General features: G+C 49.5%; 14 protein-coding genes. All 14 read left to right on the top strand.

The window, feature by feature from the left end; genetic code table 11:
- Positions 1-842, top strand: an 842-nt coding sequence (locus JF818_RS09020; protein WP_198891683.1) for an AraC family transcriptional regulator, incomplete at its 5' end; no start/stop codon positions are given.
- A 203-nt stretch (positions 843-1045) separates the two neighbouring features.
- A complete protein-coding gene (locus JF818_RS09015; protein WP_198891682.1) occupies positions 1046-3139 on the top strand; it encodes a glutamine synthetase III in 2094 nt (697 codons plus the stop codon).
- 140 nt (positions 3140-3279) lie between these two features.
- The gene (locus tag JF818_RS09010) at positions 3280-4224 is read left to right on the top strand and encodes a sensor domain-containing diguanylate cyclase (protein WP_198891681.1); all 945 of its coding nucleotides are present in this window, start codon (positions 3280-3282) and stop codon (positions 4222-4224) included.
- The gene (locus JF818_RS09005; RefSeq protein WP_233066943.1) at positions 4221-6224 is read left to right on the top strand and encodes an HD domain-containing phosphohydrolase; all 2004 of its coding nucleotides are present in this window, start codon (positions 4221-4223) and stop codon (positions 6222-6224) included. The genes JF818_RS09010 and JF818_RS09005 overlap by 4 nt, the downstream gene beginning before the upstream one ends.
- 67 nt (positions 6225-6291) lie before the next feature.
- The gene (locus JF818_RS09000) at positions 6292-6945 is read left to right on the top strand and encodes an AAA family ATPase (RefSeq protein ID WP_198891680.1); all 654 of its coding nucleotides are present in this window, start codon (positions 6292-6294) and stop codon (positions 6943-6945) included.
- On the top strand, positions 6942-7313 hold the full coding sequence (locus JF818_RS08995; protein WP_198891679.1) for a hypothetical protein: 372 nt from the start codon (positions 6942-6944) through the stop codon (positions 7311-7313). Before JF818_RS09000 ends, JF818_RS08995 begins: the two co-directional genes overlap by 4 nt.
- 30 nt (positions 7314-7343) lie before the next feature.
- The gene (locus tag JF818_RS08990; protein WP_198891678.1) at positions 7344-8030 is read left to right on the top strand and encodes a GNAT family N-acetyltransferase; all 687 of its coding nucleotides are present in this window, start codon (positions 7344-7346) and stop codon (positions 8028-8030) included.
- Between the two features lie 96 nt (positions 8031-8126).
- Positions 8127-9167, top strand: coding sequence for an N-acetyl-gamma-glutamyl-phosphate reductase (gene argC / locus JF818_RS08985; protein ID WP_198891677.1), 1041 nt, complete (start codon positions 8127-8129; stop codon positions 9165-9167).
- A 13-nt stretch (positions 9168-9180) separates the two neighbouring features.
- Positions 9181-10401, top strand: a complete 1221-nt coding sequence (gene argJ, locus JF818_RS08980; protein WP_198891684.1) for a bifunctional ornithine acetyltransferase/N-acetylglutamate synthase — start codon at positions 9181-9183, stop codon at positions 10399-10401.
- Entirely contained in the window at positions 10401-11288 is an 888-nt protein-coding gene (gene argB / locus JF818_RS08975; RefSeq protein ID WP_198891676.1) for an acetylglutamate kinase, read from the top strand. Before argJ ends, argB begins: the two co-directional genes overlap by 1 nt.
- Positions 11285-12478, top strand: coding sequence for an aspartate aminotransferase family protein (locus JF818_RS08970; protein ID WP_198891675.1), 1194 nt, complete (start codon positions 11285-11287; stop codon positions 12476-12478). Before argB ends, JF818_RS08970 begins: the two co-directional genes overlap by 4 nt.
- A gap of 87 nt (positions 12479-12565) precedes the next feature.
- A complete protein-coding gene (gene asnB / locus JF818_RS08965) occupies positions 12566-14248 on the top strand; it encodes an asparagine synthase B (RefSeq protein ID WP_198891674.1) in 1683 nt (560 codons plus the stop codon).
- 141 nt (positions 14249-14389) lie between these two features.
- The gene (locus tag JF818_RS08960; protein WP_198891673.1) at positions 14390-14848 is read left to right on the top strand and encodes a MarR family transcriptional regulator; all 459 of its coding nucleotides are present in this window, start codon (positions 14390-14392) and stop codon (positions 14846-14848) included.
- The gene (locus tag JF818_RS08955; RefSeq protein ID WP_198891672.1) at positions 14832-15677 is read left to right on the top strand and encodes a DUF6544 family protein; all 846 of its coding nucleotides are present in this window, start codon (positions 14832-14834) and stop codon (positions 15675-15677) included. Before JF818_RS08960 ends, JF818_RS08955 begins: the two co-directional genes overlap by 17 nt.
- Positions 15678-15679 lie beyond the last annotated feature (2 nt).

Raw genomic sequence — 15679 nt, 5'->3', positions numbered from 1 at the left:
ACATAGAGGAACACCTGGGTGAAGAACTTTCATTGGAAGAACTAGCCAAGGTCTCTGGTATTGGGGACTATCATTTCAGAACGGTCTTCTACTATCTTTCCGGTGGAATCTCTCTCTCTGAGTATATCAGGGGGAGACGTCTATCCCAGGCTGGGATGGCGCTGGTCCAGGGAGAAAGTGTTACCAACGTTGCCTATGCCTATGGATACCAGTCCTTGGATGGATTTACCAGAGCCTTTACAACGTTCAGTGGCATGTTGCCTTCCGAAGTGAAAAAGCTGGGTATGAGTAAAGCCTTCCCAAAGCTTTCGTTCAAGATTACCGTAGAGGGAGGAGAGCGCATGGACTATCGAATTGTAGAGAAACCGGCCTTTAAGATTGCCGGGGTGAGTCGGCGGGTGCCGATGCAGTTTGAGGGAGTGAATAATGCAATTGTGGAATTGGCAAAAAGCATTACCGAGGAACAGAGAAAGGAGATGCACTCCTTGCAGAACATTGAGCCGTATCATGTACTGAATGCTTCCTATGAGGCAGATGCCAAGTTCATGAAAGAAGAGGGTTACCTGACCCATATGATCGGGGTTTTGACAACCAAGGAAGATATAAGTGATTTGCTTGATGTAGTTGAACTTCCCTCTACGCTCTGGGCAGTGTTCCCTAATGAGGGTGCATTTCCCCGTGTGTTGCAGGATACCATGGCATCCATTTATGCACGTTGGCTTCCTTCCTCAGATTTCGAACTGCTTGATCTTCCTTCGTTCAGCTGGAGCAATATCGAGGGAAATACTGCGAAGAGTGAGATTTGGATTCCTGTGAAAAAAAGAGAAACCAAGATGCACTGATTGACAGAAGTGGTGACTCTGGTGTAAAAGGAATCATCAGCAAAGGCGCTGTAGTCCAGTTTGGGCTACGGCGCCTTTTTTGCGTTTCCGGCAGAAGGATTCTTGTCGGATTGGGGCAAGTGGGCAGTCGGGGCGATGTCTCAGGCAAAGCGCCCTGGCCGCCGAAGACCCCGTTTATGAATTATTGAGAGTGGAGGAACCGTATGAAAGAGCGAGCAGATCAGTATTTTGGGAGTATGGTGTTTGGAGATGAGAAGATGAGGGAGTATCTATCCAAGGACACCTACCGGCAGCTGAAAGAGACCATCAGGGTTGGAAAGGAACTGAACCTGGAGATTGCCAACCAGGTTGCCCATGCCATGAAGGAGTGGGCTATGGCTGAAGGGGCTACCCATTACTGTCACTGGTTCCAGCCCATGACCAGCATCACCGCAGAGAAGCATGAGAGTTTCTTGGTTCCTTCCTCTGAAGGTACTGCCCTTATGGAGTTCAGTGGAAAGGAGTTGATCAAGGGAGAGCCTGATGCATCCTCATTCCCTTCCGGTGGCCTTAGGGCAACCTTTGAGGCCCGAGGGTATACTGCCTGGGACCCTTCCAGCTATGCCTTCATCAAGGAGAATACGCTCTGTATCCCTACAGCATTTTGTTCCTATAGTGGTGAGGTGTTGGATAAGAAGACTCCCTTGCTTCGTTCCATGGAAGTCATTAGCCGAGAGGCGATCAGAATTCTGAAGCTTTTTGGACGGAGTGATGTGAAACGAGTGGTGACCACTGTAGGTCCAGAGCAGGAGTACTTCTTGGTAGATAAGGATCTCTACCTGAAGCGTAAGGACTTGATCCACACCGGCCGTACCCTTGTAGGGGCACGCCCTCCCAAGGGACAGGAGCTGGAGGATCACTACTTCGGCAATCTCAAGAGTCGTGTCTCTGCCTTCATGCAGGAACTGGATGAGGAGCTTTGGAAGCTTGGAATCTTTGCAAAGACCGAGCATAACGAAGTTGCTCCCAGCCAGCATGAGCTTGCCCCTGTCTTTACCACAAGCAACCTTGCCGTCGATCAGAACCAGCTTACCATGGAGATGATGAAGAAGATTGCTGACAAGCATGGTCTTGTTTGTTTGTTGCACGAGAAGCCGTTTGCCGGGGTGAATGGTTCAGGGAAGCACAACAACTGGTCAATTTCAACCGACACCGGGCTGAACCTTCTGGAACCGGGAGACAACCCCAAGGACAATGCACAGTTTCTCCTCTTCCTTGTCGCGGTAATCGCGGCTGTGGATGAGTACCAGGACCTGCTTCGTGTCTCAGTAGCCAGTGCAGGGAATGACCACCGCCTTGGTGCGAACGAAGCACCTCCGGCCATTGTCAGCATGTTCCTCGGGGAGGAACTGACTGAGATCCTCGACTCCCTTGCTGATGGAACTGATTGCCCGAACAAGGAGAGATCCTCCATGCTCCTTGGGGTAAATCTCCTTCCACCATTTCCCAAGGATACCACCGACCGAAACCGTACCAGTCCATTTGCCTTTACCGGCAACAAGTTCGAGTTCCGTATGCTTGGCTCCTCGTTCTCGGTCTCCGGTCCCAACTTTGTCCTCAATACGATCATTGCAGAGCAGCTTTCCCGATTTGCCGATCAGTTGGAGAAGGCCAAGGATTTCTCCTGTGACCTCTCTGCATTGGTGAAAGAGACCTACAGCAAGCATAGAAGAATTGTGTTCAATGGCAACAACTATGCACCTGAGTGGGTTGAAGAGGCAAATAAGCGAGGGCTGTTGAATCTGGTTAGCACCCCTGAAGCTCTTCCTACCTTCATCCATGCGAAAAACATTGCGCTCTTTGAGAAGTTTGGTGTGCTCTCCTCCTCGGAGATGCATAGTCGGTATGAAATCGTCCTGGAAAACTACTGTAAGACGATCAATATCGAAGCACTTACGCTCGTCGATATGATGAGAAAGCAAGTGCTGCCTGCATTGAGTGCATTCAGCGGAACGCTGGCAAAGAGCTTCATGGATAAGAAAGCAGCAGTCTCTTCCCTCTCCCTCTCCTATGAGGCAGGGTTGATCACTGAGCTGAGTAATCTTGCCGATGGTTTGGATAAGGAAGTATCACTGTTGGAGCAGCAGCTTCTGGAAGCGAGGATGGTGGAAGATATAAGTAGTGAGAGCCACTTCTATCATGATACGGTCCTCTCCCAGATGGCACAGGTCCGCTCCCTGTGTGATACTGCCGAGCTCCTCACCGACCAGCAGTATTGGCCGATTCCTACCTACGAGTCACTTCTGTATTCAGTGTAATACGTTGTGCTGCTTCGCTCTGGGGGCTTTCTGAGTTGTGTCGGGAAGCCCCCCTTTGTACTCTTTTCTTTGTCAGCTTTCATGCAAATTATCGTACAAGCCGATTGAATTACTTCCCTTTGCACACTACCATGAGGAGTATGAAAACGAAGGCGAAGCAAGAACAGGGTATTCCTCTTCTCGATGACATCTCAAGGTCGCTGTTCAACACCATTCCAGACCCCTTTATTGTGGTGGGTGAGGATGGGACCTATCTTGAGGTACTCGGAGGAACTGAGCGCTCGCTCTATGATGATGGACTTCCCCTTAAGGGTAAGAATATCTACTCGTTCATGCCCAAGGGTTTTGCTGATTTTTTCATGGACCAGGTACACCATACCCTGGAAGTTGGCATGCTCAACTCCTTTGACTACCAACTGGAAACTGAGGATGTAACCCTGACCACCAAGAATGGACCAGGGGGAAATCAGTGGTTTGAGGCTCGCATGTATCCGTTGGAGAAACCGTATCAGGGACAACGGGCAGTGACCGTGATGATCATAAACATCACCGAGAGAAGGAACCTCCATAAACAACTCAGGGATCTCTCCAATGTAGACCCCCTTACCGGATTGTATAATCGTCGATACTTCCTGCAACGTGTTTCCCTGCATCTGCAGGAAGCGGGGAATGCCCACATCCTTATCTGTGATATCGACCACTTCAAGGAGATCAACGATACCCATGGTCACTTGGCAGGGGACGCGGTGCTTCAGGAATTTGCAGTCCGTGCCAAAGAGGTTATCAAGCACAGCAAGGCAATTGCACGGTATGGTGGAGATGAGTTTGTTATCGCGGTGACAAACAAGAGTGATGAGGAGGCAGTACAAATTGCTGAAGAGCTGAGACTGCGGGTTGCTTCAGAGGCATTCTTCTTCCAAGACCTTGCATTGAATATTCATATCTCAATCGGTGTTGCCCGGGTAGAAGGCCCAGATCTGGCTTCCTCCTCCCTGATCAGTAAAGCTGATATTGCCTTATATAAGGCAAAAGAGTCGGGAAGAAACCATGTGTGTTTCTTTACCCCCTCAATGAGGGAATCATGATGGTTAATGTATTATTCAACATTGCCATGCTCTTAACCCTCAGTGTCTTTTTCACTACCTATCCATTCAAGAACCCAAGAAAACTCTATTCCTATCATATCTTGGTCGGGATTGTTATCGGTGTGGTGGGCATCTTGGTGATGCTTAACCCGTTCATTCTCGAGGAAGGTGTTGTGTTCGACTCAAGATCCATCCTTATCGTTGTCTCCGGTATGGTTTTTGGATTGACACCGACGCTTATCGGAAGTGGTATGATAGCCGTTTTCAGAATCTTGAAGGGTGGGGCGGGCCTCTATGCTGGGTTGGCTACCATCATTACGAGTACAATGGTAGGCGTCCTCTGGCATCACTATCGCTATCAAATTGTGTTGGAGAGACGGCGCCATATCAATATCGAGTTCTATCTTGTTGGTTTGACTGACCATGCAATCATGCTGCTTTGCATGTTGCTTATGCCCTCTTCGGTAAGGATTCATGTATTTTCCGTGATGACCTTCCCAATACTGGTATTCTATCCAGTAGGAACGTACTTGCTCTGTCTTCTTCTCTTCAGTCAGGCTTATCGGTTGGCCGATATTGCTGCCTTGAAAAAAAGCGAACAGCAGTTCAAGACAATATTTGAAAAAGCACCTATTGGGATGTCTCTCACCAACCTGAGGACCGGCGAGATTCAGAGAATCAACCAGAGCTATCTGGATATCTTGGGATACACCAGAGAGGAGATGCTTGGTCATACGTGGGCAGAATTCTCTCATCCTGAGGATGTACAGATGAGTAACCAGATCACGCAAAAGATGTTCAGTGGGGAGGAGGATTCCTTTACCTTCGATAAGCGATTCGTGAAAAAAGATGGTTCAACCATCTGGGCCAATCTATCCCTTTGTGTGTTTTCTGAAGAGGACCTTGTAGATTTAAGCAGTCTCTGCATGACCGTCGATATTACCAAGAGAAAGCTTGCTGAGAAGAGGATTCTTTATGCCTCTACCCATGATGCACTCACCGATTTATACGACCGGGTGGAGTTCGAGCGGGTTATCAGCAATATGACCCTTGAGGGGAATCTTCCCTTGAGTGTTGTCTTTGCAGATATGAATCGTCTCAGGATAATCAACGAGGCCTTCGGAAGGGAGCAAGGGAACAGAATCCTGAAACAGGTTGCTATCCTATTGCGGGAAACCTTCCCTGATTGTCCAAACCTTTTCAGGGTAGGGGGTGATGAGTTTGCACTCTTGCTGCCTGGATATACGGCAGAGGAGTGTGAAACCTGTCTCGAGAATGTGGTAGAGAAAGTATCAACATTCAGGGTAATGGATGCTGTTGCTCCCTCGATCAGTTTTGGGCTCTATGTCGTGGAGGATGCCACATTTGACCTGAATGAGGCGGTGAAGTTGGCTGAAAAACACCTAGCCACCCAGAAATTGCTCGATAGTCCCCAGATGCAGGGAAAAGCTGTCTATGCCATCATCAACACCCTCCATGAGAAAAATAAACGGGAAGAGGCTCACTCAAGACGAGTCAGTGAACTCAGTGAACAGTTGGGAAGATCCTTTGGTCTCAGTGAGAGATCGTGTAATGAGTTACGACTGGTAGGCCTTTTGCATGATATCGGTAAAATCGCTATTGCTGAGAATATACTCAACAAGGATGGAAAGTTGTCCCCTCTGGAATGGGAGGAGATGAAACGACATGCCGAGATCGGCTTTCGTATACTCAGCTCAGTTGAGGATATGCAAGCATTGGCGCCCTATGTGCTTGCCCATCATGAGCACTTTGATGGAACTGGATATCCCAAGGCCATACGTGGGGAGTCGATTCCTTTGCAATCCAGGATGATTGCAATTGCCGATGCCTTTGATGCGATGACCAGTGAGAGAACCTACCGTAAGGCAGTCTCCGCCGTTGAAGCGGCAAAGGAGATCAAAAAATGCGCTGGGACCCAGTTTGATCCGTTGCTCGCTAAACTCTTTATAGAACAGGTACTTGCCCTCTCCTATGACTAGCATTAAGGGCCATTCCTTGACAGCACAAAGGTACTGACTTACCATGAAATTACCAGAGGAGGTGCCTATGGGAGTTATTACTATTTCCCGTCAGATTGGCAGTGAAGGAACCTTCATCGCCAAGCAAGTGGCCGAGCAACTGGGGCTTTCCTTCGTGGACAAGCAAGATATTGAGAAAGTCATGCATGAGTATGGCTTCAGTGGGTTTGACGAAGTCTATGACAGTTTGCCCACATTCTGGGAACGATTTGACCAACACCGGTATCGAACTGTGGATTTTCTCCTTGCAGTCATGCGTGCATTTGCCAAGGTTGGCAATGTAGTCATGCTTGGGCGAGGAGGGTTTGGTCTTCTGCAAGGCTATACTGATGTCCTGAATGTACGGATCAAGGCTCCGCTTGAGGTGAGGGTCCAAAGGAAACAGAAAGAGCGGGGTGGGACTGAAGAGCAGGCAAGGAAAGCACTCATAGACCAGGAGTTGGTGAGGACATCTTTTGTCCAGTCCGACCTGCAGTATAACCAGCGTGATGCTTCTCTCTTTGATTTGGTCATTGATACCGGTATCGTTTCACCGGAGACAGCGACGCTTTGGATTGCTGATGCCTATCAGCAACTGATGAAACGACCACGAATGGATGCAAAAACCAGCCGAGCAGATCTTGTGGTTGACGATGTATTGCTCAAACTTGTTGAGAAGATGCTTGGCAGAGAGGCAAGATGAGAGAACGCTCACTCAGTGCAATCCTGATGGTGGTGGGGACTGCAATACTTCTGGTGTTGCTACTTTCCCCGGTATTGCTTGCTGTGTTTTTCTTGCTTGCTTCCGGGGAGTTCCTCTTTGATTACCTGCTTACCGCCGAGCTTGGTTTGGTAGCTTGTGTTGGGGCTCTCTCCCTAACTATCGGAACCATGGCAAGGCGGATTCCTGCCATGCTGTTGTTCATCTTCCTTCCTTTGATGCTTGTTACGCTCTTTATCCTGATGGTACTCAGCGATCCGAGTCCCCTTTTTGCTGGGTTCATTCTGATCCTCTATAATCTGAGTCTCATTGGGTTGGCATTTCATGGAATCAACAGCTTGCGACACTGACAGCAGCGCTATCTTGCGTTACAGTAGGCTATGGATGTAATCAAGACACTCTCCCTGAAGGGGAGAACTACCTATATCGATTTGATTGAACCATTGGAAGAGGGTATAGCAAAGGTGCTTATTGCAGATGAAGATGGAATATTGCTCCATATTCAGGATGCAATCTATGCGGTGGCGTTGTTTAACCCAGCAGCGGCAGATACCTTTGCTGACGAGCTCTCTCATTGCAAGGATCCCATCTCTGTGCACGCCGGGCCTCTTGTCCATGCGCTCAAGGGGAAAGGTCTTGCTGTCTCTCTGGAGTGTGTCCAAGCTGTGTATCTTTTGGCACAACCACTTATTGAGGATGAGTCCATCCTCATCCGCCCTCTCGAGGAGAAAGACCTTCCTATGGTGTTGCATCACTACGAACATGGTGATGAAGCGTATATCCGTGAACGATACGAGGCAGGGGTCATGATTGCTGCAGAGATCGATGGCAATCTAGCTGGGTTCATGGGAAGGCATGTTGAGTGTGCTATGGGTATGCTGGAGGTGTTGCCCCAGTACCGGAGGAGGCATGTGGGTGAAGCGTTGGAGAGAGCATATATCAATAGGTTGCTCGCTCAAGGAACTATCCCATACTGCCACGTAGAGGTGGCAAATAAAGCCTCTCTGTCTCTCCAAAATAAGCTTGGATTGGTATTTTCTTCAGAGTTGGTATATTGGTTTAATTAATATTTATACATAAAATTGTGAAAATATATGCAAAGGTCTGGTCAAAACGGAATATTTTTGTATAATTATACTAATATTGCTTATATGGAGGAACGTATGCTACAAGTTGGAGTCATTGGTGCCACAGGCTATGCAGGGTCACAGTTGGTTGCCCTTCTGGTAAATCATCCCTCTGTGGAGATTACCTACCTTGCCTCACACTCCTACAGCGGAAAGCGTTTCAGTGAGATATATCCCTCTCTTGAGGGAGGGTGTGACCTGGTCCTGGAAGAGGAAGATATTGAGGAAGCGAGCAAGCGGTGCTCTGTCCTGTTCCTTGCCCTTCCCCACGGGATGGCGAGTCATAAGGTAAACCGGGAAATACTGGAGCGTTGTATCATCATCGACCTCGGAGCCGATTATCGACTCAATGACAGCAGTGTCTATGAATCCTGGTACAAGACTAATCACGGGAGCAAGGATTTGCTCAGTGAGGCTGTCTATGGACTGTGCGAACTGCATCGTGAGCGCATTGAAACAGCAAATCTGATTGCCAATCCTGGTTGCTATACCACTTGTAGCATTCTCACCCTTGCTCCCTTGGTAGCTGAAAAGCTCGTTGATCCAGATTCCCTGATCATAGACAGTGCAAGTGGCGTCAGTGGTGCCGGCCGCTCTGAGAAACTTGGATCCCTCTTTTGTGAGGTCAACGAGTCATACAAGGCATACGGGGTGACGAATCACCGCCATACCCCGGAGATTGAACAGGAGTTGAGCGAACTGAGCGGTAGTGAGCTTGTCGTGCAGTTCACTCCTCACCTGGTTCCCATGCACCGTGGGATTCTCTCTACCTGCTATGCCAATCTGAAGGAAGGGGTCAGTGAGGCAGATATTACCGCAGCATACCAGAAGTGGTACGCTGACGAGAAGTTTGTTCGGCTGATGGGATCATCTCTTCCTGAGACCCGATTTGTGAAGAATACTAACATGTGTGCCATCGGCTGGAAGGTTGATGAGAGAACCAAGCGTGTTATTGCAATCGGAGCGATCGATAACCTGGTCAAAGGAGCTGCCGGCCAAGCCGTGCAGAATATGAATATCCGGTGCAACCTGGGTGAAGAGACTGGTCTTGCCTCCACGGTTGCCAGCCCCCTGTAAGGAGGAATATGTGATGCAAATAGTAGACGGTGGCGTTACTGCTGCCTTGGGATTTTCAGCCAATGGTGTAGCCTGTGGTGTCAAGAAACGCAAAAAAGACCTTGCCTTGGTCTATAGTGAGGTTCCCTGTAGTTTTGCAGGATCTTTTACCACCAACTTGGTGAAAGCAGCCCCGGTTCTCTGGGACCAGAAGCTGGTCTCCTCTTCCCTCCAGGCACAAGCTATTGTGATCAATAGCGGCAATGCCAATGCATGTACTGCAGAGCAAGGAGAGAAGGATGCCCATGCCATGGCCGTACATACGGCAAAGGCCTTGGGTTTGCAACCTGAGGAGGTATTGGTATGTTCCACCGGTGTTATCGGGCTTCCCTTGCCCATGGATAAGATTGTTGCAGGAATTGATGATTGTGCGAACGTTCTCGATTCATCGAGATCGGGAGCAGAGGAAGCTGCAAAGGCTATTCTCACCACCGATACCTTTACCAAGGAAGTTGCAGTCTCGCTTGAGATTGATGGGAAGCAGGTAACCATTGGCGGTATGGCAAAAGGATCAGGGATGATTCATCCCAACATGGCAACCATGCTCAGCTTCATTACCACCGATGCAACCATCGATAAACCTGTACTGCAAGAACTGCTTGGGTCCTCCATCCGAGACACCTACAATATGATCAGTGTGGATGGGGATACCTCGACCAATGATACCGTACTGGTGCTTGCCAATGGAAAGAGTGGGTGTGGCACCCTCTCTCCCTCCCATAGGGAGTGGGAAGCCTTTACCCAGGCTTTCCTGTATGTCCATAAGGAACTTGCAAAGGCAATTGTTCGTGATGGGGAGGGGGCTGGTAAGTTCCTCGAGGTAACGGTCAAGGGAGCAAAGGACAAGGAGACAGCCCAGATTCTCGCTCGCTCGATCATCAGCAGCAATCTGGTCAAGACGGCCTTCTTTGGCAGTGATGCAAACTGGGGACGGATTCTCTGTGCCATGGGGTATAGTGGAGCTGATTTCAATCCACATGCTGTTGACCTCTTTTTTTCCTCTTCCAAGGGGACGATACAGGTGGTCTCAGCAGGGACTCCCCTGGCCTTTGATGAGCACAAGGCAAAAGGAATCCTGATGGAAAGGGATGTGCAGACACTTGCAACCTTGACAGACGGAGAGGGGGAAGGCACTGCTTGGGGTTGTGATCTTTCCTATGAGTATGTTCGGATCAATGGAGATTATAGAAGCTGATGAAACACAGGATGGCAAACGAGATCCTCAAGGCTGAGGTGCTTATCGAGGCGATTCCCTACATCAGGACATTCGCCGGCAGTATTGTCGTGGTCAAATATGGCGGCTCTGCCATGGTTGATGAGCAACTGAAGAAGTCGGTTATCCAGGATATTGCGATGCTTAAGTACATCGGTTTGAAACCAGTGGTCATCCACGGCGGGGGCAAGGAGATTACCAGCCTGCTCGACCGTCTGGGTAAGAAGAGCGAGTTCCTTGATGGACTTCGTGTAACCGATGCTGAGACAGCACAGGTAGCGGAGATGGTGCTCAGTGGATCCATTGGCAAGAGCCTGGTCAGTGAGCTGGAGCAGGTAGGCATCAGTGCTGTTGGCATCAGTGGCAAGGATGGGAGAACCCTGCTCTGTTCAAAGAAGTTGGATGATAAGGGGCGAGATCTTGGGTATGTTGGACATGTGGAAAAGGTCGACCCCAGTCTCCTTGAGACCCTGCTTTCCAACAACTTCGTACCGGTTGTCTCCCCTGTTGGGGTTGATGAGGAAGGTAATACCTACAATATCAATGCCGATTATGCGGCAAGTGCCGTTGCAGGTTCCCTTTCTGCGCAGAAGTTGGTGTTTCTCACCGATGTGGAAGGGATCCTCAAGGACAAGGATGATCCCTCTTCCATCATACGCGCATTGAGTACAAGACAAGCTGAAGAGTACATCCAGGATGGTACAATCAATGGCGGTATGATCCCCAAGGTGCAGTGTTGTCTTGATGGATTGGAGAAAGGGGTGAGTAGTGTTCACGTACTTGATGGCAGGGTTCCCCACGCCATCCTGCTTGAGATATTCACCACACGGGGAATCGGGACCATGGTCACCAAGGAGGAACGCTCATGAGCATGCAAGAAACAATACAGACAGGCAAGCAGTACCTGTTGGATACCTACAGCCAAGTACCAGTGGTGTTTACCGGTGGAGAAGGTATGTACCTCATAGATGAAGAGGGTAAGCGCTACCTCGACTTTGTCGGCGGCATTGCCGTCAATGCCCTTGGCTACGGAGACCCTGGCCTTTCAGAAGCTATTAATAAAGTCGTTAGTGAAGGCCTTTTGCACTGTTCTAACCTCTACTACAACAAGGTAGGGGTGGAGGCGGCAAAGGAACTTTGCTCGCTTGCAGGAATGGAGCGGGTGTTCTTCTGCAATAGTGGGGCGGAAGCCACAGAGGCTTCCCTCAAGCTTGCCAGGAAATTCGGACACCAGAGTGAGACCCCTCGTAGCGAAATCATTTCCATGGTGCATTCATTCCATGGGAGGACCTACGGTGCCATCACTGCAACAGGGCAGAAGAAGTACCATAAGAACTTTGCACCGCTTCCCCAGGGATTCAGCTATGCAGAGTTCAACAACCTGGAGAGCATAAAAGCGCTCATTACAGAAAAAACCTGTGCAATTATCGTGGAGCCAATCCAGGGGGAGGGAGGTATTGTTCCAGCTGACCCAGCCTTCCTGCAGGGACTCCGCTCTCTCTGTGATGAGCACAATCTCCTGCTCATCTATGATGAGGTACAGTGTGGAATGGGCCGCAGTGGAAAGCCCTTCGCGTATCAGGTCTATGGTGTGAAACCCGATGTGCTTACCTCCGCAAAGGCCCTCGCTGGAGGTGTTCCTTGCGGGGCGATGCTCACCACGGGAAAGGCAAGTCATATCTTCACTCCCGGAGACCATGCTTCCACTTTTGGGGGTAATGCCTTGGCAATGGCCGCAGTGAGAGAGATGGTCCGTCGTCTCAGCGATCCAGCCTTCACTTCCCATGTCCAGGAGATGGGGAGGTACTTGAGGGAGAAACTCGCTCAATTGGTGGTTCGCTATCCCGACCTTTGCGTAGCTGTAAGGGGAAAGGGACTGATCAATGGATTGGTGCTTACCGTTCCTCCCCGGCAGGTGGTGGATGCCTGTTTTGCCAAGGGTGTGTTGGTGGCAAGCGCTGGAAGCGACGTATTGCGCTTTGTTCCCCCCTTGGTTGTTGAGAAAAAAGATATTGATGCTGCACTCTCTGTAGTGGATGAGGCTCTTGCAACTTTGTAAAAGAGCAGGTAGTATCCTTCCAAGAACAAAGACGTTCCTACCCAAGTACTGGGCAAGGAGCGTCTTTTTTACGTTTGGAGGTATACGATGTGTGGATTTGTAGGAATGTTTGACATCCAGCGCAGCGCAAAGGCCTTTCGTTCCCAGATTCTTTCCATGTCAGGGAAGATCCGTCACCGTGGTCCCGATTGGTCGGGGGTGTATGAAGGGGAGAAGGCCATCATCAGTCATGAACGACTAGCTATTGTCGACCCACTCTCAGGAGGTCAGCCGCTCTACAGCGCAGACAGGAATGTGGTGTTGGCTGTCAATGGTGAAATCTACAACCACCAGCAGATCAGGAAGGAGTATGAGGGTGTCTACGAGTTCCAGACACAGAGTGACTGTGAAGTCATCCTTGCTCTCTACCAGGAGAAGGGCCCTGATTTTCTTGAGGACCTGAATGGTATCTTTGCCTTCGCTCTCTATGACCAGGTGAAGGATGTGTACCTTATTGCTCGTGACCATATAGGCATCATTCCCCTCTATCAGGGGTGGGATGATCAGGGACATTTCTTTGTGGCGAGTGAGTTGAAGGCCTTGGAAGGAACCTGTAGTGCGATCGAACTCTTTCCTCCTGGACACCTGTATTACAGTCCTGAGAAAAAGCTCAGGAAGTGGTATGAGCGCTCCTGGACCAGCTATGATGTGGTCAAGGAACATGGAGGAACGATCGAGATGGTCAAGGAGGCCCTGGAAGCTGCCGTGAAGCGTCAGTTGATGAGTGACGTTCCCTATGGGGTGTTGCTCTCAGGTGGCTTGGATAGCTCCATCATTGCAGCCATTACTGCAAAATATGCCCAAAAGCGGGTGGAAAGTGCAGACACAGAGGAAGCTTGGTGGCCACGTCTCCACTCGTTTGCCATCGGGCTTGAGGGATCACCTGACCTGAAAGCAGCCCGAATCGCTGCTGCCCATCTGAAGACTGTCCACCATGAGGTCCATTTTACCATTCAGGAGGCACTTGATGCTCTCAGTGATGTCATCTATCATCTGGAAACCAGTGATATCACCACGGTAAGGGCAGCAACCCCGATGTATTTGCTTGCTCGCGTCATTCGCTCGATGGGTATCAAGATGGTGCTTAGCGGGGAAGGGAGTGATGAGCTCTTTGGTGGGTATCTTTATTTCCACAAGGCTCCCAATGCCAGGGAGTTCCATGAGGAGACGGTCAGAAAGCTCTCCAAACTCAACCTCTATGACTGCCTGAGGGCGAATAAGTCACTGGCCGCCTGGGGTGTTGAGGGACGCGTTCCGTTCCTGGACAAGGAGTTCATCGATGTAGCGATGAACCTGAATCCCGACATGAAGCTCTGCCCTGTTGTTGGGAAGAATAAGCGTATCGAGAAGTGGCTTCTCCGTGAGGCGTTCAAGGAGTATCTGCCGGATGAGATTGTCTGGAGGCAGAAGGAGCAGTTCAGTGACGGGGTAGGCTACAACTGGATTGATACCCTGAAACAGCTTACCAGCTCTCTGGTCAGTGATGAACAGTTTGCCTTGGCGGCAAAGCGGTACCCGATTCATACCCCCGCTACCAAGGAGGAGTACTACTATCGTACCCTCTTTGCTTCCCACTTCCCCAGTGAGAGCGCGGCACGCTGTGTTCCTCGTGAGGACTCGGTTGCTTGTTCCACAGCAACAGCTCTGGAATGGGACCGGGCATTCAAGGCAATGAATGAACCGAGTGGAAGAGCAGTAGCTGGAGTGCATGATTCAGCCTACGAGAAGTAAATGAACATGCTCAGATGAGCAACGACATTGGGCCTTGGTGTAATAGCCAAGGTCCTTTTTAAAAAAAATATCCATAGACCTCTTGCATAAACGTAACTAGTTACCTATAATGCGTAACCAGTTACTTAATAGGAGTTGAAGATGAGTGATGATGAGATGAAGGCAAATGTATTTGGCTCACTCTTTCTTGTTGCTAACCGGTTGCAGGTTTTGGGGGATTCCATCGATGAGCAGGTTTCCACCAAGCAGTGGTTGCTCTTGGCAATGTTGCTCTCCTGTGAGAATCAGAGGTGTTCACTGACTGAGCTTTCCAAAAAGATAGGGAGTAGTAGGCAGAATATTAAGAAGATGGCCCTCATATTGGAAAAGCGGGGATTTCTCAAGCTTACAAGATCAGATGAGGATAAGAGAACCGTGCTGCTACAACCAACTCAGGCGTGTCTCTCTCATCTGAAGACACGGGAAGGGGATGAGCGTGCATTTGTTGACGCCTTCTTCGCCGATTTTGATACTGAGATGATTATGGTGATGCAGAAAAGCATTACCCAATGGATGAAGAACTTGGCACGTATGGAGGATACGTATGGGAAGGAGGAGTAAGGTGGTCTTGAGCATTGTTGCGATTATTGTGGTGGTTTTATTGGTGCTATTGCTACCGCCATCTGTACTGCAGAAGCGTTTTGCTGGTATTGAGCAGGAGTTCGTACAAAACTTGGAATCAAAGGAAAAGGTGTTCACCCTCGAGGAATTGGAAGGGTATCCCCTTCCTGTCCAGCGGTTCTTCATTGAAGGTGGATTTATTGGAAAGCAAAAGATGAGTGGACTTAAGGCTGTCTTCACTGATGTGCCCTTTTCCCTTGGAAGGGATAAGCCTACCATCTCAATTGATTACACACAGATCAATGATGCAAGTGAGCCTCTTAGGTTTGCGTATATTGATTCCCATATCTATGGGCTTCCTTTCCAGGGATTGGATTCCTTCTCCGGTGGAAGAGGTTCCATGGAGGGGTATCTTGCAAAACGAATCAGGCTGTTCAACCAGAGGGGCGGTCATATGGATAAGGCCTGCTTGGTGACCTATCTTGCAGAAGCGTTCTTCCTTCCCTCTGTTGCCCTCAGTGACATGGTTTCCTGGGAGGCGATTGATGACACCCATGCAAAGGCAATGATGAAAGCTTATGGTATGGAGGTTTCTGGAATTTTTACCTTTTCAGAGAGCGGTGAGATGCTGAGCTTCTCTACCGAGGATAGAATGGCGGTTACCATGGATGGTACCATGGAAAAGGTTCGCTGGAGTGCTGAATGCGGTGACTATGTACTCCAGGATGGGCTTCGCGTTCCCTCCAGCCTCAAGGCAACATGGCACTACCCTCAAGGTGATCTGCTTTACTTTGATGGAAAGGGTGTCCAGATAACGTATTACTATTGATC

This window comes from Sphaerochaeta sp. S2, from assembly GCF_016406725.1.
GTDB lineage: Bacteria > Spirochaetota > Spirochaetia > Sphaerochaetales > Sphaerochaetaceae > Sphaerochaeta.
Note: the sequence above shows the minus strand (reverse complement) of the source record. Positions and strands in the feature narration are given on the sequence as shown.

Excerpts from the sequence above, each read along its gene's own strand:
- JF818_RS09015 (WP_198891682.1), top strand. The coding sequence starts at position 1,046 with ATGAAAGAGCGAGCAGATCAGTATTTTGGGAGTATGGTGTTTGGAGAT.
- JF818_RS09010 (WP_198891681.1), top strand. The coding sequence starts at position 3,280 with ATGAAAACGAAGGCGAAGCAAGAACAGGGTATTCCTCTTCTCGATGAC.
- JF818_RS09005 (WP_233066943.1), top strand. The coding sequence starts at position 4,221 with ATGATGGTTAATGTATTATTCAACATTGCCATGCTCTTAACCCTCAGT.
- JF818_RS09000 (WP_198891680.1), top strand. The coding sequence starts at position 6,292 with ATGGGAGTTATTACTATTTCCCGTCAGATTGGCAGTGAAGGAACCTTC.
- JF818_RS08995 (WP_198891679.1), top strand. The coding sequence starts at position 6,942 with ATGAGAGAACGCTCACTCAGTGCAATCCTGATGGTGGTGGGGACTGCA.
- JF818_RS08990 (WP_198891678.1), top strand. The coding sequence starts at position 7,344 with ATGGATGTAATCAAGACACTCTCCCTGAAGGGGAGAACTACCTATATC.
- argC (WP_198891677.1), top strand. The coding sequence starts at position 8,127 with ATGCTACAAGTTGGAGTCATTGGTGCCACAGGCTATGCAGGGTCACAG.
- argJ (WP_198891684.1), top strand. The coding sequence starts at position 9,181 with ATGCAAATAGTAGACGGTGGCGTTACTGCTGCCTTGGGATTTTCAGCC.
- argB (WP_198891676.1), top strand. The coding sequence starts at position 10,401 with ATGAAACACAGGATGGCAAACGAGATCCTCAAGGCTGAGGTGCTTATC.
- JF818_RS08970 (WP_198891675.1), top strand. The coding sequence starts at position 11,285 with ATGAGCATGCAAGAAACAATACAGACAGGCAAGCAGTACCTGTTGGAT.
- asnB (WP_198891674.1), top strand. The coding sequence starts at position 12,566 with ATGTGTGGATTTGTAGGAATGTTTGACATCCAGCGCAGCGCAAAGGCC.
- JF818_RS08960 (WP_198891673.1), top strand. The coding sequence starts at position 14,390 with ATGAGTGATGATGAGATGAAGGCAAATGTATTTGGCTCACTCTTTCTT.
- JF818_RS08955 (WP_198891672.1), top strand. The coding sequence starts at position 14,832 with ATGGGAAGGAGGAGTAAGGTGGTCTTGAGCATTGTTGCGATTATTGTG.